The organism is Snodgrassella alvi (genome assembly GCF_002777425.1).
Taxonomy (GTDB): domain Bacteria; phylum Pseudomonadota; class Gammaproteobacteria; order Burkholderiales; family Neisseriaceae; genus Snodgrassella; species Snodgrassella alvi_B.
Genome location: NZ_MDVC01000106.1, coordinates 43,641 through 64,751 on the forward strand (window position 1 = coordinate 43,641; position 21,111 = coordinate 64,751).

Here is a 21,111-nt window from a genome sequence, read left to right on the forward strand (position 1 = left end):
AGGGAATATTCAGCCCTGAGCAAATATTCCCTTTATTTCTGCGGACAGCCACTACGTGGCTGTACCAGTCATTAGTGGTGATGGTCGTGCGCGCCATGCACATGGCCGTGTTCCAGCTCTTCAGCAGTAGCTGGGCGAATGTCTTTCACCGTTGCGATGAAGCGAATGCGCTGGCCTGCCAATGGATGATTACCATCCACCACTGCTTTGCCATCGGCCACATCGGTAATACGGTATACCATTACCTCACCAGTTTCCGGGTCGTCAGCTTCAAACATCATACCCACTTCCACTTCAACCGGAAAAACATCCAGCGGTTCAATGCGAATCAAATCTTCTTCCTGTTCACCAAATGCGTCATCCGGTGACATGGTTACATCCACTACATCGCCTACTGCTTTATCGTGTAACTGTTCTTCCACCAGTGGAAAAATACCATCATAACCACCATGCAAATAGCTAATCGGTTCTTCAGTCTTGTCTATTAGCTGGTTATCAGCATTAAACATTTCATAATCCAGCGTCACAACAGAGTTTTTGGCGATTTTCATAATATTTTTCCATAATAAACTGCATTCGCAGCAAACAGTGTCTAGTTTAACATGGAACAGGTAAAGCCACATGCAACAGCCGTAAAGTGCACTATCAGGATTGCAGACTATTCAGCCGCGCCATCATACTGGCCAGAATACTTTTGCCTTCCGACTGGCTAACAATGGGTTCACTGCCCTTGCGTCCAAGTAAACGAATATCTTCAGCCGGCATCTCGTCAATAAAACGGCTGGGTTCATGAAACTCCCATGAACCGGCACGTTTGCGTTTATGACAATGAGTCAGCGTCAGGGTTTGCCGTGCCCGGGTAATACCCACATACATCAGCCGGCGTTCTTCATCAATATTGCCTTCTTCCACACTGTCGGCATGGGGGAAAACACCTTCTTCGCAACCCACCAGAAATACATGCGGATATTCCAGTCCTTTGGAAGCATGCAGCGTTGACATGCTTACCATATCCGCATCTTCATCTTCTTTGCCCTCAAGCAATGTCATCAGTGCAATCGTCTGGGCTATTTCAAGGATATTTTTGCCGTCTTCTTCACCTTTTTTGCCTATCCAGCCAAGTAAATCCCGAACATTGCACCATTTGATTTCTCCGGCGCGCCCTTCTTCGGTATTGAGCAGATGAGCCTCATAAGCGATATCAGCCAGCAGATTATGCAGCAGGCTACCGGCGGCTTCTGTACTGGCACGTGCCTGATAATCAGCCAGCATAGCCATAAACTGCTGTAAAGGTTCGCGGCTTTTTGGCGACAGTTCCGCTAAGGCATCCATACTGCGTGCTGCCTCAAACAGACTACATTGTGCCACTTTGGCATAATTATTCAGTTTGGCCAGCGTGGTTTCGCCCACTCCTCGCCGCGGTGTCGTCACTGCGCGTAAAAATGCCGGATCGTCATCGGGATTGGCCAGCAAACGCACATAAGCGAGCACATCCTTGATTTCAGCCTTATCAAAAAAACTTTGTCCGCCGGAAAGCCGGTACGGGATACGCCGGCTGCGCAAGGCTTCTTCAAATACCCTTGCCTGATGATTACCTCGATACAAAATAGCAAAATCCCGGTAATGCACTGCATCACCACCAACCAGCTTCTGATGGGCAATCCGGCTTACCACCAAATCAGCTTCATGGCTTTCATTTTTACAGGCAATCACATCAATCATGTCGCCAAGGCCATATTCACTCCATAAGGTTTTGGCAAACAGCTTGGGATTATGCGCAATTACCTGATTGGCAACCCGTAATATGCGTGCTGTAGAGCGGTAGTTCTGCTCCAGCTTAATAATTTTCAAATCCGGATAATCCTGCTGTAACAGGCGCAGGTTTTCCATATTGGCGCCACGCCACGCATAGATACTCTGGTCATCATCACCCACGGCGGTGAATTTACCCTCCGCGCCGGTAAGCAGACGCATCAAGGCATACTGGCAGGTATTGGTATCCTGACATTCATCTACCAGCAAATAACGCAAACGTAATTGCCATTTATAACGAATCTCTGCCTCATTTTGTAACAGCTCAACCGGAATGCGGATTAAATCATCAAAATCCACCGCCTGATAACTGGTCAGGGTATCCTGATAGGAAGCGTATAACTGCCCGATCTGATGTGTCCACGGGTCTTCTGCCTGCTGAATAATTGCTTCAGGTGTGAGTAGGCTGTTTTTCCACAGTGAAATCTGGTGTTGCGCTTTAAATACCATTTCCCGGCCGCTACTGCCCAATAACTCACTGATAATTTTGCCGGCATCGGCACTGTCCAGAATGGAAAACTGTTTCTTATATCCGGCCGCAGCCGCTTCTTCGCGCAGAAAGCGCATGCCCAGTGAATGGAAAGTACATATGGTCAAACCACGCGTTTGCGGTTTACGCAATAAATGCCCCACCCGCTCTTGCATTTCACGTGCTGCTTTATTGGTAAAAGTGATAGCGGCAATCTGCTGTGGCGGATAATTTGCCTGAGTAATCAGATAGGCAATTTTCTCGGTGATAACACGCGTCTTGCCGCTGCCGGCACCAGCCAGTACCAAGAGCGGCCCAGCAAGATAATGAATGGCTTCGTGTTGTTGCGGGTTTAGATTTAACATGGTTTTAATGATGCTTTCCAGCAAGGCAGAACAAGGTTATTTACCTGAAAACCGTAGCTGCGGCATGCTGGCCGATAAACAGCATACTATAGCTGCCAGTCTATCGGAGTCAGGCCGTGCTCTTGCAGGTATGCATTGGCTTTGGAAAAGTGCTTGCAGCCAAAAAAGCCCCGATAAGCCGATAACGGCGAGGGATGTGGCGCAGACAATACCAGATGCTTATGTCGGTCTATCATGGCACCCTTTTTCTGTGCATGGCTACCCCACAGCATAAATACCACGTGCTCACGCTCGGCATTGAGCACAGCAATAACCCGATCAGTAAAAGTTTCCCAGCCCAGTTCAGCATGTGAATGCGCCTGTCCGGCGCGTACGGTTAAAACAGTATTCAGCAGCAGTACTCCCTGTTCTGCCCAATGCTGCAAATAACCATGCTGTGGAATATGAAAGCCGTGAATATCATCCGCCAGCTCTTTATAGATATTGACTAATGAAGGTGGAATGGCAATACCCTGCCGTACAGAAAAAGATAAACCATGTGCCTGTTGCGGACCATGATAAGGATCCTGCCCAAGAATCACCACCTTAACCTGAGCAAACTCAGTTGCCTTGAATGCGTTGAACACATCCTGAGCAGGCGGATAGATTACCTTGCCGGCTAGCCTCTCCGCGCGTACCACTTCAAGAATATGCTGAAAATATGGTTGCTGTTTTTCTGCACCAATTGCCTGATGCCATGTCTGCATTAGCACTCCCCTGTCTGAAAAATGGCAATTACTGCCTTACCCTGATTAGCTGTCAAGCAGCCAATTTTAGCATACAGATGAAACCACTAATCACGTTTTATGCGCCAGAAATGGGCTAACGGACCATAACCATGTCCAAGATGCCAGTGCTGGCCCACCTCAATCGCACCATGCACATAGCTTTTAGCTGCTGCAACCGTATTGGCCAGATTCTCATGCTTGGGGCGCAATGCGGCTATCGCAGCTGAAAGTGTGCAGCCGGTACCATGGGTATGAGAAGTATTAATCCGTAAACTTTTGAAACATACTGGTTCGCAATCCACCTCCAGCAGCCAGTCAGTAGCTTCTTCAGAATCATTACGGTGCCCGCCCTTTACCAGTACAGCCTGACATCCCTCATCCAGCAATATCTGCCCTTGTTCCAGCATTTCCTGATCCGTGGTGGCAATCGGTTTCTGCGTTAACGTAGACAGTTCAAACAGGTTAGGCGTAACAATATCAGCCAGCGGCATTAGCAGTTGCTTCAATGTCTGTACTGTATTCTCTATAGACAATGCCGAACCAGACGTAGCCACCATCACTGGATCTAACACAGTAAAAGGCAGATGATACCGCTGTAGCGTCTTTGACACTTTACGAATACTGTCAGTATCGGCGAGCATACCTATTTTAACCGCATCAATCCGAATATCCGACATCACAGCAGCACACTGCGCCTCAATCATATCAGGAGGTACAACCATAACCTGATGTACACCAAAAGTATTTTGTGCAGTGATGGCTGTAATGACACTGGTGCCATATGCGCCAAGTGCAGCAAAGGTTTTTAAATCCGCCTGAATACCAGCACCACCACTGGAATCAGAACCAGCAATAGTCATTGCACGAGGGTAAGGCTTGGCCAGCGCCATAGGCATCTCTCTAAATATTTCTATTAGTCAAGGAATTAACTTATATATACTTCCTGCAAAAAAAACAAGCCTGTAAAAATATCCGCCCGCTGCCCAATCTGCCCGTTTGTAAAGACAAAATTGCGCAAAGCGGGGATGCTTTCAAATAAAAACAAAAAATTAACTAAAACAATCAGTCAGTAAAACTGTGCTCTACGCCCGGAAAAACTTTTGCCTTTACCTGATTTACATAAGTACTGATTGCCGCCTGAATAGTGTCATGCCCCTGCATAAAGTTTTTAACAAATTTAGCTGTTTTACCCGGATAAATACCCAACATATCGTGCATTACCAGTACCTGACCATCACAATCCACTCCAGCACCGATACCGATGGTTGGGCAGCTTACTGTAGCAGTAACCTGTGCTGCCAGCTGTCTGGGTACACATTCCATCAACACCATATCCGCCCCTGCCTGAGCATGCGCCTGAGCATCAGCCAGCAATTGTGCCGCAGCCTCACCACGCCCCTGCACTTTATAGCCGCCCAGCGTATGAACGGATTGCGGAGTTAGACCAATATGCGCACAAACCGGGATACCACGCTGCTGCAAAAACTGCGTGGTTTCTGCTATCCACGCACCACCTTCCAGTTTAACCATGTGCGCACCAGCCACCATCAGACGCACCGCGGCAGCAAAAGCCTGCTCCTTACTTTGCTGATAGGCACCAAACGGCAAATCAGCCAGAATCAGTGCCTGCTGATTGCCACGCGCCACCGCTGCCGTGTGGTAGCAAATATCCTCTACACTAACCGGTATGGTAGAAGTTTGCCCCTGTATCGCCATGCCGAGTGAATCACCAATCAGCAGCACATCAACACCTGCATCGCTCATCAGGCGGGCAAAGCTGGCATCATAACAAGTCAGCATAGCAATTTTTTCGCCAGCTGCTTTCATCTTTCTTAAAGTGTGAATAGTATGCATAAACAGATAAATCCGTTAATTATGTTCATTAGAAAAATACTGCCGGTGGCTACTGCTTATTTACCTGTCGTCAGCACACTGACAAAAGACATCTGTGTAAGTTAACGCAAATAGCATCCAGCCTGGATTAATGACCGGCAAAATACCACAGCCGCCCGCCATACCAGAGCAGATTAACAAACATTTTGCCAGCAGCCGCATTTTCATTAGCCTAATAAATAATCTCTAACATTTAATTCAATTCGAGCAAAATAATCAGGCTATGCAGCTAAAATCGGCAGCACTCGTTTACCACCAGACTTTATCTGTTTTATTTACTGCTGAATTTTGCGTCCAACAACCAATTATTCAGTTAGCCAATATACAAAAACTGTACTTTTCCAATGGAAAAATACAGTTCACTACCATGCTCATTTGTAAATCAGTCTACTAAATACCAGACAAAAAGCATAATATCATTGATATATTTTTACCTAGGTTAAACAGCGTAGCTAGCTAAAATAGCACATTTACGACAAACACAGGCTTCAATAATTACCAGAACCAGCAGATATTAACAGCCTTTTCGGAAGCCACATCAGAAAGTTACTCGCTCAAATTCAGATAGTTGCGACTACCCTTCATATTGGCAATGGTATTGAGCAACAGCTCAAAATGGTCGTCATTACCCAAAAAATCCAGCTCATTGGTATTAGCAATTAACAAAGGCGCGTGCTGGTATAAATGAAAAAAACGACGATACTCTGCATGAATCTGTTGTAAATAACCCGCAGGAAACAGGTTTATCATCCCATCTTCACGCTGATGCAGACGTCTGTCCAGTAAATCATCATCTGCTTCCAGATAAATCACCAGATCGGGTACTGGAAATTTCGGCATCACTTTCTGTTTGATTTGCCAGTACAGAGTCTGTTCACCTTCACGCAAAATTACCGGTACATATATCTGGTCTTTTTCCAGCAGAAAATCAGCAATAATCCGTGAACGCCGCTCATCCTCAGCATAAATCACATTGATTGCCTCACAACGACGCATCAGAAAATGCATCTCGGTGGCCAAGCCATGATTAGTGGCATTCAGATAAAATTTTTCCAGAAATGGATTGCTTTCCGGTATTTCCGATAACAGCAAGGCATCGAAATACTGCGCCAGACGACGGCTTAAAGCTGATTTGCCACTGCCTATAGACCCTTCTACGACAATGTAGCGATAATCCATATTTTCCTCCGCCCTAGTCCTGACCGTCTGCAATAATCGTCACCGCATCTGGCTGTGCCTTTAATAATTTTGCGGCCAGAGTTGAGGCACTACCGTGTGTACCAATTACATAATACGGCGCAATAGCCGCAAGCGGAACCATCACAAAGGCACGCTCATGCGCACGCGGATGAGGCAGAACCAAATCAGCATCATTAAAAATCTGATGATGATAATCAATCAGATCCAAATCAATTACACGCGGGCCATTAGGGATATCGCGTACCCGGCCCTGCTGCTCTTCCAGTTTTAGCAAGGTGTGTAACAGCTCCGATGCACTCAGCGAGGTATGAACCAATACCACCGCGTTAACAAAATCAGGCTGGTCAGTCAGCCCTACAGGCTTAGTAGTGTAAAGTGGTGAAATTGCCTTAACTCGAATTCCTTTAACCTGATTTAAAGCAGCCATGGCTGCTTCAACCTGCTGGCGCGGATTTTCCAGATTAGCCCCTAAAGCAATAACCGCTGTCACTGTATTCATGCTTCCTCCTGCTTAGATTGCTTAGTTCGTTTGTTACGATATCGTTTTTGTCTTATTGATGTTTTTTCCATTTGCATGGCAGTACCAATCAACTGCTCACGTTCTGTATCCGAGCCATGCTGAAAAGCCTGCCACCATTGAACAACTTCTTGTGGCACTTCTCCCAGATTTGCACGCAGACACATAAAATCAAAAGCGGCGCGAAAACGCGGCTGGCCAAGTAAACGATAAGGCCGTGCCCCACGCATAATTTCAAACTGAGGTTGTAAAGACCAGATTTCACGCATGGTAATACTATACCGCTGCGGCACACCCCAGCGTTTGTCCACATACTGGCGCTCCGAAGCGATTGCCGCATTCATAGCCGCATTGGTACGCATGCCAGCAGCCTGTTCGCGCTGCCATGCATCTCTGATGTGCGGCCATAATACAGCAGCGAGTACAAAGCCCATCGAAACCGATTTATCTGCCCGCAGACGTTCATCCGTATTATGCAGAGCCAGTGCAACAATATTATCATTACTTTCACCGCCCGGCATCAGTGCATCCAGCAATGGATGAACATTTTTCAGCCCAAGAACAGCCATCTGGTGCAGGCATGCTTGCGCATTCCCACTGAATAAAATCTTCAGCACTTCGTCAAATAGCCGGGCTGGCGGTTCACGCTGTAGTAATTGCGCACATTCAGCAATCGGCCTAGACGTATGTTTATCCACAGTAAAATCAAGTTTGCCTGATAGTCGAGCCGCACGCAACATCCGTACCGGGTCTTCCTGATAGCGTTCCAGTGGATTGCCGATCATCACCAGACGCCGGTTACGGATATCTTCAACGCCATGATGGAAGTCCAGAATAACCTGACGTTTCGGATCATAGTACAAAGCATTGGCGGTAAAGTCGCGGCGCATTGCATCTTGCTCAAGAGTGCCGAAACTGGCATCTTTCATAATCCGACCCAGCTCATTGTGGCTGTTGACGACTCCACCCCGGAAAGTTGTTACCTCAATCGTTTCCGGGCCCACCATAACATGTACAATCGGAAAACGCCGGCCAATAATGCGGCTACGTCTAAACAGCTTACGTACCTGCTCAGGCGTGGCATTAGTCGCCACATCAAAGTCTTTAGGTGTCACACCAAGCAACAAATCACGCACGGCACCACCCACCACATAGGCCTGATATCCTTCTTTCTGCAAGCGGACAATTACTTTTTCCGCAGCAAAACTAAGCTCATCTGCCTGAATATGGTGTTGTGCTAATGGTATTTCCCGTTTTCTGCCACCGCGGGCAGTCTTTCGCGGTAAAACCCTGTGTAACCACTTTGTTAGCATAAATAATACAATAATTTATGAAAAAAATACTCGCGTGCCGCAGCAAACACGACCGATAAAGCGGCATAGTATAACCTATCTGTTCACCTCTCATCATTCCCTGCTGCTAAAACCAGTGCAATTAGACCAGCATTTACACCAGTACGGTCTAATTTGTATATAATAATACTCTCGTTTCTGAATACCATATCCAAGAAGAAACCAATATGTACAATTATCAGTCTGACACTACCCAATTTCTGAATGAATTTATGGCTAAACACCCCGAAGAAGCTCAGGTTCAGCTAAAACATCGTGCCATGTTATGGGATGTTCAGCTCAATCCAGAAGATGAAGCAAACTTCGCCGCAGCCAAACTGCCAAAAAAAGGCTATACCTATCTGACTGAATAATCGCTGGCTGACCTGTCATGAGTCAACATACCTGTCTGAGTACGCCGGCACTGGAGCAATATCTGGCCGGGATTAATCCTGTAGAAGAGCCATTGCTGGTACAGCTGCGGGCTGAAACTGCGCGGCATCGCAAGGGCGCCATGAGTATTGCACAGGAACAGGCAAAATTAATGGTGTGGCTGGCACAGCTAATTCAGGCACGCAACTATCTGGAAATCGGTGTATTTACCGGCTACAGTAGTACAGCAATGGCACTGGCACTGCCTGAAGACGGGCACATTACAGCCTGCGACATCAATGTTACTTATACCGATATTGCCCGTCGCTACTGGCAGCAGGCTAATGTCAGCCACAAAATACAGTTACACCTGCAACCGGCGCTAATCACACTGGATAAACTGATTGCCAGTAATCAGGCTAATCATTACGACATCGCACTGATAGATGCCGACAAAACACCCACTCCCCATTATTTTGAACGCTGCCTGCAATTGGTTCGCCCCGGCGGCATTATTGCCATAGATAATGTACTGCTGCATGGCCGTGTTGCTCAGGCAGCCGGTGGTAGTGAGTCTGAAAGTGTCCTTATCATGCGTAAGTTTAATGCTGGCCTGATATACGATCAGCGCATACGCCCATTAACCATACCGCTAGGCGATGGCCTGACACTTATTCAGAAAAAATAATAACGATTACCCAGAGGAGAAAAGCATTTCATGCCACTTTCAAACTATCGCCATTTCAGTCTGGCACTAATAGCCATTCTCACCATCAGCGCATGTAGCACCATGTCTTCCTCTGGCGCACCGGTTACCGTCACTTCAACTAAATCAGCATCTGATACTACCCAAACTGCTGACCAGCTCAGCCAGATTCAGACACAACTGGCCAGCCTGCAAACCCAGATTGATGGTCTGCAAAATCAGATGAACGATATTCGCCAGCAACAGACAACCCTGTCGCGTTATATAAATGTACGTATTCCGGCCAGTGAGGTGAGTGCGACCAGCGACTCGGCCGCTAACGATAATACCAGCGAAGCACGCCGCTTATACAATGCAGGGCTCTATGCACAAAGTATCCGATTGCTTAAAAATGCTGATAGTGGTGGCAATGGCAGCGCTTCGGCACAGGAACGCATGTGGTTACTCCTGCAAAGCCATGCCCGATTAAACAACTGCGAATCGGTTATCAATATTGGCAAACGCTTTACCAACTTATTCCCGCAGAACAGCCATAGTCCCAATGCGCTGTATCAGGTGGCACAATGTCAGGCACATTTACAGCAGCAGGATATTGCTCGTACCACCTATCAGCGCATTATCAGCAGCTACCCCAACAGCAGTGCGGCCAGCAGAGCCAGACATTTGTTAAAAAAATAACCTGTTATAGTAAATAAGGTACAACATGAACACTCCACTAATCGGCATCATTATGGGCAGTAACAGCGATTATCCGGTAATGCAGCAGGCAGAACAGTTTCTGCAACAATTCTGCATTCCATATGAGATACACGTTGTTTCCGCCCATCGTACTCCGGATTTAATGTTTGAATATGCCGAAAATGCACGTGCTCGTGGTTTGAAAGCGATCATTGCCGGAGCCGGAGGTGCTGCTCACCTGCCAGGTATGGTTGCCGCCAAAACCACCATTCCAGTACTGGGTGTACCTGTTCCTAGCAAATATCTGCGTGGTGAAGATTCATTATTGTCTATTGTACAAATGCCTAAAGGGGTACCCGTAGCCACATTCGCCATTGGTGAGGCTGGTGCAGCCAATGCTGCCCTGTTTGCCATCTCACTACTAGCCAATGATAATCCCGAGCTGGCACAAAAACTGGCTGATTTTCGTGAAAACCAGAAACAAAGCGTTCTGGCCATGAATTTACCCAGCCAGCCTGCCTGATTGCCATAACTTCTTATAGCCATCTTCTGAATAACAGCCCGTGCTGAACAGAATTACCCTATTGCTGCTCCTACAGCATTTTATTCAGATAAAAACCTGTATAGTATTGCTGCCACGACACATATTCATTACCTGTTCAGATTAGTTATCACATCATTACCTGTTTGCTGCTCTATTGCCGAACTTTAGTGCTGAATCAATACATTTAATAAAATACAGAGGTATTGAATGTTTAAATTAACTAAAAAGGATATTCATTTAAATCAAAGTGCAACCGGTAAAATACAAGCAATCAAGAGTATTGCCCAAGCTTTGGTTGACGCAGATTTAGTAGAAGATGGCTATAGTGAAGAGATACAGCAATGTGAACAACAAGCGGCAAGCTATTTGGATAATGGAATCGCAATAATATCTACAACCGTATTCCGTCATTTAATTAAAAAAGCCGGAGTACAAATATTTCACTTTCCTCAAGGTATTGTTTGGGGTGAGAATGGTAAATTGGCTTATATCGTAATCAGCATTGCAGCAAATTCAGATGAACAACTCACTTTTCTTGACAAATTAACACGCAATATAAGTAAGGACGGTATTGAAGAAAAAATCAAAAATATAAAAACTGTCGAAGATGTTATTAATATTTTGACTGGAAAAAATGATAAAGTAACATTGCTCGAGCACACCATTGACGCTTTGCTAGACTCAATAATTTTTTAATTTTTAGATTCATTATCAAGCTCTGACTATTTATGCCATCGGTGCAACCGAACTCGTGCGAAATAGTCAATAAATTAAACGCATAATTACTTATTTTCATTTTTACCCATAATCTAGTTATACGCAAACGAACATTATTGAATTTTGAGAATTCTCGCCTACCCCGCATAGGCTTCATTTCTATTTTAAATATTGACAACAAATCATTTAATCAAAAATCCTATACATCATAACAATTAATTGATTAATATAATTTAAAGTCATTGTTTTTTTATAAATATATTTGCAGACTACCTATTTTCATTAGCTAAAACTATAAATAAAATACGAATAAAATTTAATCACAGCTAAATATTACAAACTGAACTGACTAATGAGTGATTATATAAATCATTAGCAGATTATCTGTTATTTAGACTTTATAACATAGTTATTATCATATCACTTATTATAGAACTAGCTATTATCCTGTCTGCTGAGAATGCACACGGATAGAACAAAAACGGTTACTGCATAATAGCAGTAACCGTTTTTCTGTACCTGAAAAGTTATTTGTTGGTGCGTAAATCTTTACGCAGAATCTTGCCTACCGCAGATTTAGGCAATTCAGTGCAGAACTCAATATCTTTTGGCACTTTATAGCCAGTCAAATTCTGGCGGCAATAAGCAATAATCTGTTCACGCGTCAGATTGGGGTCGCGCTTAACCACAAATAATTTAATCGCTTCACCACTTTTCTCATTGGGTACGCCAATACAGGCTACTTCCAATACTTCGGGCATAGCGGCTACTATTTCTTCCACTTCATTCGGATAAACATTAAATCCCGATACCAGAATCATGTCTTTCTTGCGGTCAACCAGACGCACATAGCCTTTTGCATCAATTTCAGCCATATCACCAGTAGCCACAAAGCCACGGCTATCCAGCACTTTAGCGGTTTCTTCCGGCCGGTTCCAGTAGCCTTTCATCACCTGCGGCCCCTGTACCCATAATTCGCCTACTTCACCAATACCCAGCACTTTACCATTATCATCACGGATTTCGATATCCGTATTCGATACTGGCAAGCCTGCTGTACCTGTGTATTCAGGATTATTTAAAGGATTAGCACACACGCCCGGGCTGGCTTCAGTCAGGCCATAGGCATCGATAATCGGTACATTGGTAATAGCTTTCCATTCCTGCGCCACTACTTTCTGAGTAGCCATACCGCCACCCAGAACCAATTTCCATGATGAAAAATCAATCGTTTTAAATTCCTCATTATGAATCAGGGCATTAAACAGTGTATTGACTCCGCTCATTACCGTTACCCGATTCTTTTTCAATACTTTAACCAAAGCATTGATATCACGCGGATTGGTAATCAGAATATTCTTGGAGCCAGTATTGGCAAAAATCATAATATTCACAGTGAGTGAAAAAATATGATACAGCGGCAATGGCGTTACCACCACTTCCTCGCCCGGCGTGAGATTGGCCTTAATCCATTCCGATGCCTGCTGCATATTGGCCACAATATTGCCATGTGTCAGCATTGCCCCTTTGGAAACACCAGTTGTGCCGCCGGTATACTGCAATAGTGCCAAATCTTCCAGTTCCAATGGTACTGGGGTAAAACGCTGCTTTTTCCCCAACGCCAATGCCTGAACAAAAGTAATCGACTGGGGCAGATGAAAAGGCTTCACCATTTTTTTAACTTTGCGCAGCATGAAATTGACGAAGCTGCCTTTCAGCCGGCCAAGCATATCGCCCATACTGGCCACAATTACCTGTTTGACTGCTGTTTGCGCCAATACTTCGGCCACTGTATGGGCAAAATTTTCCAGCACGATAATGGCAGTAGCACCCGAATCAATTAACTGATGTGCCAGCTCTCTTGGTGTGTATAGCGGATTGACATTTACCACTACGCCACCGGCCTGCAATACACCAAATACGGTAATCGGATATTGCAATACATTAGGCATCATGATGGCCACCCGCTCACCTTTTTGCAGCTTCAGTACATTCTGTAAATAAGAAGTAAACTGATTCACATAAGTAGCAGTTTGCGTATAAGTAAGCGTTGTGCCCATATTGGAAAAACTTGGCTGCGGGCCAAACTTCTTCACACTGGTGTGCAGCACGTCAATAATCGACGAATAAGCACGCACATCCACCTCTGCCCGCACCCCTTCCTGATAACTTTTTAACCAGATTTTTTCCATTATCTTTTATCCTTTGCAACAACGCGTCTGATTTAAAAGGAAGTAAGGAAATTTCAGTCGAAACCGACTGTAAAGAAAACATCAAATCAGAACTTCAGCATCATTGCCAGTAAGATGACTGCCTGTATCCAGACAATCTGTTGAAACCAAACTAATTATTATAAATACTGTGACTATCGGTATCGCTGATAATACCACCACCCAGACAAATATCGCCAGCATACAGTACTGCAGACTGCCCGGGCGTCACTGCCCATTGCGGTTCATCAAACACCAGCTCGGCACAACCATCATCCAGATAGCGCAAAGTAGCCTGTGCGTCTGGCATCCGGTAACGGGTTTTTACCCCATAACGGCCTTCAGCCGGTCGCTGTGGAGTAGTAAAACTCAAATCATGCATAATCAGGCTGTGGCTGAATAATAGTGGGTGATCATGCCCCTGCACCACCACAAGCTCATTACGCGGCAGATTTTTACCGGCTACAAACCACGGTTCGCCATCACCACCGATGCCCAAACCTTTACGCTGCCCCAGCGTGTAATACATCAGGCCTTCATGTTCACCTACCACTTTGCCTTCCGGCGTTACCATTGCACCCGGATTAGTTGGTAGATAACGCTGCAAAAACTGTCTGAAAGGCCGCTCACCAATAAAGCAGATACCGGTACTGTCTTTTTTCTTTGCTGTCGGCAATTGTGCCTGTTCAGCCAGCAGACGTACCTGAGATTTTTCCAGCTCACCCAGCGGAAATAAAGCGCGTTGCAACTGATAGGGTTGCAGACGATACAGAAAATAGCTCTGGTCTTTATTCTGATCCAGCCCCTTGAGCAGATAATGCACGCCATCACGCACATCCTTGCGCGCATAATGTCCGGTAGCAATCAAATCTGCGCCACCGGCCAGTGCGTGTTCCAGAAAACACTTAAATTTAATTTCAGCATTGCACAGCACATCCGGATTGGGTGTGCGCCCGGCCTGATATTCCTGCAGGAAATACGCAAAAACATTGTCTTTGTACTGGCCGGCAAAATTGACAATATCGATATCCATACCAATCAGGTCGGCCACTGCTACCGCATCAAGTGAATCCTGCTTGATAGAGCAATACTCGTCATCGTTATCGTCTTCCCAGTTTTGCATGAAAACACCGCGCACATCATAACCGCCCTGTCGGAGCAGCCAAGCAGTGACCGATGAATCCACACCACCGGACATACCAACAACAATACGTTGTGATAAATTTGCTTTTATATTCATTTACATTCATCCAAAACCGGCGCAGATTGTGCCACAGCCAGAGCTTAGCCACAACTTACCGGCATCATTAGTCCTGTAGCAAACTAACTTTCTGCCAGCATAAATACACAGTAATAATCAAAAAACAGCATTATTTAACATAAAAAAACATCTGGCAGAGTAGCAACAGAATAAATAACGCAGGCTGCCGGCACTGCATTATTTGCCCATGGACAAACAATCACAATACCGGCAGCCTGTGCAAATGCAAATCAGACTCAATTCTGGCGCAGGCGGCGCAATACCTCATCACGCCCCAATAACGCCAGTACCTGATCAATCGACGGAGTCTTACCTGTGCCACATACAGCCAGACGTAAAGGCATACCCAATTTACCCATTTTAATATTCTCTGCTTCACAGAATGGCGCAAACAGCGCATGAATACTTTCTGCATCCCACTGTGGCAGCTGTTCTAGCTCAGTAGCAAAGCGCTGCATGCGCGCCGGAGCATCTGCATCCCAGTGTTTAGCTACTTCTTTCTCACTCGGCGTGGCTTTCGCATAAAAATACCTGCATTCGTCGGCCAGCTGATTCAAATCCTGAGCGCGTTCCTTTACCAATGCCACTACATCAGCCAAAACCGGCTGCTCGGTAACTTCAATGCCTGACTGTGCCAGACGTGGTTGTATCAGTTCAGCCAGACGAATATCATCACTGGCTTTAATATGCTGCGCATTCAGCCACAACAGTTTCTCATGGTCAAAACGGCTGGCTGAGGGGCTGACATCCTTTAAGTCAAACCATTCAATAAATTGTGCCATGGTAAAGAATTCATCATCACCATGCCCCCAGCCCAGCCGGGCCAGATAATTCAGCAAGGCTTCCGGCAAAATACCCTGTTTGTCGTAATCAACCACACTTACCGCATCACGGCGCTTGCTCATTTTCGCACCTTTTTCATTCAGAATCATCGGCAAATGAGCATATTGCGGCAGTGTAGCCCCCATGGCGCGCAGAATATTAATCTGTTTGGGAGTATTGTTGACATGATCATCACCGCGGATTACCTGAGTGATACCCATATCATAGTCATCTACTACGACGCAGAAATTATAGGTAGGTGTACCATCGGCACGCGCAATAATCAGGTCATCCAAATCCTGATTGGCAATGGCGATATGCCCTTTAACCAAATCATCCCATGCCGTTTCGCCAGTCAGCGGCATTTTAAAACGCACCACCGGCTGCACACCTTCAGGTACAGGCGGCAGGGTTTTACCCTCATCCGGACGCCAGCGACGGTCGTACCAGAAATGTTCACCGCGCGCTTCGGCTTCCTGCCGCATCGCTTCCAGTTCTTCACGGCTGGTATAGTCATAGTAGGCATGGCCGGATGCCAGCAATTCACGCAAAACTTCCGCATAGCGGTCAAAGCGTTGCGTCTGGTAAAACGGACCTTCATCGTAGTCCAGACCTACCCAGTGCATACCATCCAGAATGGCTTGCACCGATTCGGCCGTAGAGCGCTCCAGATCCGTGTCCTCAATTCGTAGCACAAATTTACCCTGATGTTTACGCGCAAACGCCCATGAAAACAAAGCTGTGCGCACACCGCCAATATGCAGAAAACCGGTAGGACTGGGAGCAAAACGAGTACGTATCATGATTACCATTCAGACACAGAAAACCACTATTGTACGCGCAAGCCGGACTAAACAAAACCCATCCGTGCTATGCTTGCATCTGATACTTTTATTGTCTGAAAGGCGGTATACGCATATGACAACCCAGAAACATGTGGCTGTTTACTACACCGGCGGCACCATTGGTATGCAGCAAACTTCTGCTGGATTGGTACCCGCGGACAGCCTCGCCAATCTAGCTGCGCCCATCTTTCAAGAATACAGTCATCAACTTCAATGTGACTGGTTTATCAGCAACCCCTTAATCGACTCTTCAGCCATTACCCTAAGCAACTGGCAGACATGGCTTAACTGGATAGACAGCAAGGCCACTGCTTATGATGGCCTGCTTATCCTGCATGGCACCGATACCATGGCTTACAGTGCCAATATCATTGCACTGGCACGGCCACAACTTGGTATTCCTGTCATCCTTACCGGTGCCATGTTGCCGCTGGCTGTGCCTAATAGTGATGCGCCATTGAATCTGCGCACAGCGCTGGCTGCTTTCAATCTGTCTGGATTTACCCAAACAGCGATAGCTTTCAACGGTCAACTCTGGCCAGCCATTGGCAGCAGCAAAATCAGTACGGAACGGGCAGACGCATTTGCCAACCCGCAATTTGGCACACTGGCACAATGGTCGGTGACAGACGGCTGGTTTAACATCAATCTGCCTGTCAGCACACCCACTGCTGCACCAATGTGCCATAACATCAGCCCGTCTGCCAGAATTCACTGCTTTACTCTTACTCCGGGCGCCAATTTAGACATGATTACCGCCAGCCTGACTCACAACCCGCCCGATGGTGTGGTTTTGCAAAGCTATGGCAATGGTAATACGCCAACTGATGCCAGCTTTCTGGCGGCAATCAGACAAATCGGCCAGCAATCCATACCTGTTCTGAATATCAGTCAGGTTTTACAGGGTTGTGCCTCCGCGGTTTATGCGCAAGGGCATGAGCTGCGCGCAGCTGGGGTGATTAATGGTGGGAAATGCAATCTGGAAACTGCACTGGCAATCCTGACCTTGGCCGCCAGCAATCATTGGCAAAAAGAACAAATTGAAAATTTACTGCATCAACAGCAGTTAGTCTAAACCTTTGTGTCAGCACAGGATTATTCGGTTAATTTAAAACCGTTTAATCTTGTACTTTTAACCATTAATCCGGTTTAATAATTATCTTTTCATTATGAACAGCATATCATGCATATTTAAAGGATTTTCTGAACAAACATATCATTACTTAAGAGCGTATACACGTATATCAGTTATATAAACATATCTGCTCTTGCAAAATAAAATGCTAGCCATGCATGATTGACACATTGATACAGTGCATAGCAACCAGCCCTTATTATCTCCGGCTGTCAATTGCTTATACTACTATTTAGATACTAACTACCAATACATACGTATCAGATAAATAATAATTTAAAATCAGCTATCCGATTAATTAACAGATTAACAATAATTTATACTATCATACTGTCTGCAACAGCCTGTTCAGGTAGAATTTTAGACATCCATCAGCATGAGATGTGATATAACTCTTTCTTTTCAGAATAGAAAAGTTAAACGTGGAAGAAAATATTGCTGTAAAACAAAAGACTTATATTATTCTGGGCTCTTTTCTGGTAGCTGCATTTATTATTGGTATTGCCGGTGCCTTACAGGCGCCTACTCTCAGCCGCTACTTAGCTGAAGATGTTAAAGTAAATCCGTATCAGGTAGGATTGTTTTATTCAATAAATGCTATCGCCGGAATAGTAGTGAGCTTTCTACTGGCACAGTACTCGGATAATAAAGGCATCCGGCGCAATATCATTTTATTTTGCTGCCTGATGGGTATCGGTAACTGCATCACGTTTGCTTTCTCTCGCCAGTACCTGATACTGGTCACAGTTGGTATCTTTTTCTCAGCACTCACTTCGGCAGCTATGCCGCAGATTTTCGCCTCTGCACGTGAATATACCGACCAGACTGGCCGCAATGTTGTGGTATTCAATGGCATTTTACGGGCACAATTATCGCTGGCCTGGGTAATCGGGCCGCCTTTATCATTCTTGTTGGCGGTAAATTACGGCTTTACCATCATGTATCTGAGCGCCGCAGCCATGTTCTTTGTGGCCTTGCTGATTGTTTTTCTGTTTTTTCCAGCCATCAGACGTCTTGCGCCTGTTAGTAAGCAGCAGGAGCAGAAAGAAAAGATTTTCAGTAATCACAATGTTGTCTTGCTGTTTATCGCCTCTATCAGCATGGGTACGGCCAATATGATGTATATGATTGACATGCCTTTGTATATCGACAAGATACTGCCTGGTTCACCCTCCCTGCCCGGCCATTTAATGGGTATTGCCGCAGCGATTGAAATTCCGGCTATGCTGGTGGCCAGTATGCTGGTGCCACGTTTTGGTAACAAGAATCTGATTTGCTTTGCTGTTATTTGCGGCATCATATTTTATATTGGTATGCTTTTTACCCAGAATGAACGGATGCTGATTGCCCTGCAATTGTTCAATGGTCTTTTTATCGGCATCGTGGCCAGTATCGGCCTGATTTATTTTCAGGATTTACTACCCGGGCGCACCGGTGTTGCATCTACACTGTTTAATAACTGTGTATCTTGCAGCATTATTCTCGCTGGCATGCTACAGGGAGTAATTTCTGCCAATTTAGGCCATCATGTGATTTATGAAATTGCGCTGGTGATGGTATCTGTATCCTTTGTGTTCTGTCTGCTTATCGGCAAGCCGGCACGTATTAAGGTACGCTCCTGAACTACTGTTAAAAATACTGTATTCATCTAGCATTTCCGTATTAAGACATGTTGATTTAGCATATTTTCCGGCTCAACCATTCTGGTTGAGCTTGTTAACCAGTTATGTCAGCCACTTCAGCATAATTAAATCAACATAAGCAAGAAAAATCAAATAACTACTAAAAATCCGTATTTATAAGAATATATGCATAAATTAAGCAATCAAATTAATTATTAATAGTAATTTTCAATATAATTTGCCAATATTCACTACATAAAAATTACTTTATTTCAATTAATATGAGATTTTTATTTATAAGTCATGCCAGCGAAGTATCTGACTGGATTGACAGCATAAATTTAATCCCGTAACTTGCCGGAATAATGCAATCCCCCCTCTTGACTGACTGATTTCAGCCAGTTAATTATATTGTTACAACGCACATCATACCGGTGGTATGCGTGATATACCTGCTCAGGCCGGTCTACATTTTTCTGGAGAGAATTTATGAATCAAACAGGCAACATCCGCCAACGTCAACTGGCTGCCGCTCCGCGTGGTGTCGGCTTTATGTGTGATTTTTACATTGATCATGCCAAAAATGCCGAGTTCTGGACACCTGAAGGCAAGCGTTATATTGACTTTGCTGGCGGTATTGGCGTTCTGAATACCGGCCACCTGCATCCGAAAGTACAACAGGCAGTGGCTACCCAGTTGCAGAAATTTTCGCATACCTGCTTTAATACCGTACCGTATGAGCTGTATGCCAAAGTAGCGGAAAAAATCAATGCCCGTGCCCCTATTGCCGGCGACAAGCGCACCATGTTTGTTACCTCTGGTGCTGAAGCGGTTGAAAATGCCATTAAAATTGCACGAGCCTATACCAAAAGACGTGGCGTGATTGCATTCAATGGTGCTTTTCATGGACGTACCAACCTGACCATGGCCTTAACTGGCAAAATTGCACCCTATAAAGTCGATTTCGGGCCATTTCCGGCAGATATCGTGCATGCACCCTATCCCAATGCCCTGCATGGTGTCAGTGTAGAAGATGCGCTGCATGGACTGCACAATATTTTCAAATGCCATCTGGCCGCCAGTGATGTTGCGGCAATCATTATCGAAGTGGTACAGGGTGAAGGCGGCTTTAATGTCACACCAAACGAATTCCTGCGCGCCTTGCGCCAGCTAGCCGATGAACACGGAATCGTCCTGATTTTTGATGAAATCCAATCAGGCTTTGCCCGTAGCGGCAAACTGTTTGCTACCGAGCTGACTGGTGTGCAGCCTGATTTGATGACCATTGCCAAATCTCTGGCCGGAGGTTTCCCGCTGTCTGGCGTAGTGGGCAAGGAAGCCATCATGAACGCTCCTGTTGTTGGTGGTCTGGGTGGCACTTATGCCGGCAGTCCGCTGGGGCTGGCTGCGGCCGATGCCGTTATCGATGTTATTGAAGAAGAACAACTGTGTGAACGCGCTAATATTCTGGGTAACCGGCTGAAAGAACGCTTCAACGGCCTGAAACAAACTATTCCAGCAATTGCCGAAGTACGCGGCCCCGGCTCAATGGTTGCCATTGAATTAGTCAAACCCGGCAGCGCCGAACCAGATGCCGAGATGACTAAAAAAGTACAGCAGCTGGCACTGGAAAACGGCTTGATGATTCTGACATGCGGCCAGTACTATAACGTGATTCGCTGCCTGTATCCGCTAACCATCGAAGACAACGTGTTTGACGAAGCACTGGATATACTTGAAGCAGCCCTACGTCAGGCTCAATAATATCCGGTATCTTGAGGCTGCCAGTACAGACTGGTTTACTGGCAGCCTGTTGTGTGTGTTTTAGTTACTTTGGGAAAAACC

Annotated in this window: 19 protein-coding genes; 8 read left to right on the top strand and 11 right to left on the bottom strand. The window is 45.7% G+C overall.

The genetic code is table 11. The features are described 5' to 3' along the window. Window positions 1–71 precede the first annotated feature (71 nt). The 8 genes from BGI33_RS10075 to pcnB form a co-directional block, all read right to left on the bottom strand. Window positions 72–551: an FKBP-type peptidyl-prolyl cis-trans isomerase gene (locus BGI33_RS10075; RefSeq protein ID WP_100091047.1), complete on the bottom strand. Its 480-nt coding sequence runs from the start codon at window positions 549–551 to the stop codon at window positions 72–74. Window positions 552–645: 94 nt separating this feature from the next. Further along, the gene (rep, locus tag BGI33_RS10080) at window positions 646–2,646 is read right to left on the bottom strand and encodes a DNA helicase Rep (protein WP_100091048.1); all 2,001 of its coding nucleotides are present in this window, start codon (window positions 2,644–2,646) and stop codon (window positions 646–648) included. 86 nt (window positions 2,647–2,732) lie between these two features. Next, window positions 2,733–3,392: a uracil-DNA glycosylase gene (gene ung, locus BGI33_RS10085; protein WP_100091049.1), complete on the bottom strand. Its 660-nt coding sequence runs from the start codon at window positions 3,390–3,392 to the stop codon at window positions 2,733–2,735. An 86-nt stretch (window positions 3,393–3,478) separates the two neighbouring features. Continuing rightward, window positions 3,479–4,309: a bifunctional hydroxymethylpyrimidine kinase/phosphomethylpyrimidine kinase gene (gene thiD / locus BGI33_RS10090; RefSeq protein ID WP_306807380.1), complete on the bottom strand. Its 831-nt coding sequence runs from the start codon at window positions 4,307–4,309 to the stop codon at window positions 3,479–3,481. Between the two features lie 166 nt (window positions 4,310–4,475). Beyond that, a complete protein-coding gene (panB, locus tag BGI33_RS10095) occupies window positions 4,476–5,267 on the bottom strand; it encodes a 3-methyl-2-oxobutanoate hydroxymethyltransferase (protein WP_100091051.1) in 792 nt (263 codons plus the stop codon). 585 nt (window positions 5,268–5,852) lie between these two features. Continuing rightward, window positions 5,853–6,485, bottom strand: coding sequence for a deoxynucleoside kinase (locus tag BGI33_RS10100; RefSeq protein WP_100091052.1), 633 nt, complete (start codon window positions 6,483–6,485; stop codon window positions 5,853–5,855). Window positions 6,486–6,498: 13 nt separating this feature from the next. Beyond that, window positions 6,499–7,005, bottom strand: coding sequence for a 2-amino-4-hydroxy-6-hydroxymethyldihydropteridine diphosphokinase (gene folK / locus BGI33_RS10105; protein WP_100091053.1), 507 nt, complete (start codon window positions 7,003–7,005; stop codon window positions 6,499–6,501). After that, complete coding sequence (gene pcnB, locus BGI33_RS10110) at window positions 7,002–8,336, bottom strand: polynucleotide adenylyltransferase PcnB (protein WP_100091054.1); 1,335 nt, start codon at window positions 8,334–8,336, stop codon at window positions 7,002–7,004. Before pcnB ends, folK begins: the two co-directional genes overlap by 4 nt. Before the next feature lie 206 nt (window positions 8,337–8,542). Here pcnB and BGI33_RS10115 point away from each other — a divergent pair, with 206 nt between their 5' ends. The 5 genes from BGI33_RS10115 (at window position 8,543) to BGI33_RS10135 (ending at window position 11,350) form a co-directional block, all read left to right on the top strand. Continuing rightward, on the top strand, window positions 8,543–8,728 hold the full coding sequence (locus BGI33_RS10115; RefSeq protein ID WP_100091055.1) for a DUF3460 family protein: 186 nt from the start codon (window positions 8,543–8,545) through the stop codon (window positions 8,726–8,728). 17 nt (window positions 8,729–8,745) lie between these two features. Then, on the top strand, window positions 8,746–9,414 hold the full coding sequence (locus BGI33_RS10120; RefSeq protein ID WP_100091056.1) for an O-methyltransferase: 669 nt from the start codon (window positions 8,746–8,748) through the stop codon (window positions 9,412–9,414). Between the two features lie 30 nt (window positions 9,415–9,444). Continuing rightward, the gene (locus BGI33_RS10125) at window positions 9,445–10,110 is read left to right on the top strand and encodes a tetratricopeptide repeat protein (RefSeq protein ID WP_100091057.1); all 666 of its coding nucleotides are present in this window, start codon (window positions 9,445–9,447) and stop codon (window positions 10,108–10,110) included. Between the two features lie 25 nt (window positions 10,111–10,135). Continuing rightward, window positions 10,136–10,633, top strand: coding sequence for a 5-(carboxyamino)imidazole ribonucleotide mutase (purE, locus tag BGI33_RS10130; protein ID WP_100091058.1), 498 nt, complete (start codon window positions 10,136–10,138; stop codon window positions 10,631–10,633). Window positions 10,634–10,861: 228 nt separating this feature from the next. Continuing rightward, entirely contained in the window at window positions 10,862–11,350 is a 489-nt protein-coding gene (locus BGI33_RS10135) for a PTS sugar transporter subunit IIA (RefSeq protein WP_100091059.1), read from the top strand. Between the two features lie 548 nt (window positions 11,351–11,898). Here the strand turns inward: BGI33_RS10135 and BGI33_RS10140 are convergent. The 3 genes from BGI33_RS10140 to gltX form a co-directional block, all read right to left on the bottom strand. Continuing rightward, window positions 11,899–13,563, bottom strand: coding sequence for an AMP-binding protein (locus tag BGI33_RS10140; RefSeq protein WP_100091060.1), 1,665 nt, complete (start codon window positions 13,561–13,563; stop codon window positions 11,899–11,901). Between the two features lie 151 nt (window positions 13,564–13,714). Further along, on the bottom strand, window positions 13,715–14,821 hold the full coding sequence (gene mnmA, locus BGI33_RS10145) for a tRNA 2-thiouridine(34) synthase MnmA (protein WP_100091061.1): 1,107 nt from the start codon (window positions 14,819–14,821) through the stop codon (window positions 13,715–13,717). Window positions 14,822–15,078: 257 nt separating this feature from the next. After that, window positions 15,079–16,470, bottom strand: coding sequence for a glutamate--tRNA ligase (gene gltX, locus BGI33_RS10150; RefSeq protein ID WP_180297083.1), 1,392 nt, complete (start codon window positions 16,468–16,470; stop codon window positions 15,079–15,081). A 112-nt stretch (window positions 16,471–16,582) separates the two neighbouring features. Between gltX and BGI33_RS10155 the strand changes: the two genes are divergently transcribed. The 3 genes from BGI33_RS10155 to gabT all read left to right on the top strand — a co-directional run bounded on the left by BGI33_RS10155 (window position 16,583) and on the right by gabT (window position 21,030). Further along, complete coding sequence (locus BGI33_RS10155; RefSeq protein ID WP_100091076.1) at window positions 16,583–17,584, top strand: asparaginase; 1,002 nt, start codon at window positions 16,583–16,585, stop codon at window positions 17,582–17,584. 482 nt (window positions 17,585–18,066) lie between these two features. Beyond that, window positions 18,067–19,266 (top strand): sugar efflux transporter, encoded by a 1,200-nt coding sequence (locus tag BGI33_RS10160; protein WP_100091063.1) that lies wholly within the window; start codon window positions 18,067–18,069, stop codon window positions 19,264–19,266. A 489-nt stretch (window positions 19,267–19,755) separates the two neighbouring features. Beyond that, window positions 19,756–21,030, top strand: coding sequence for a 4-aminobutyrate--2-oxoglutarate transaminase (gene gabT, locus BGI33_RS10165; RefSeq protein WP_100091064.1), 1,275 nt, complete (start codon window positions 19,756–19,758; stop codon window positions 21,028–21,030). The last annotated feature ends 81 nt before the right edge of the window (window positions 21,031–21,111 follow it).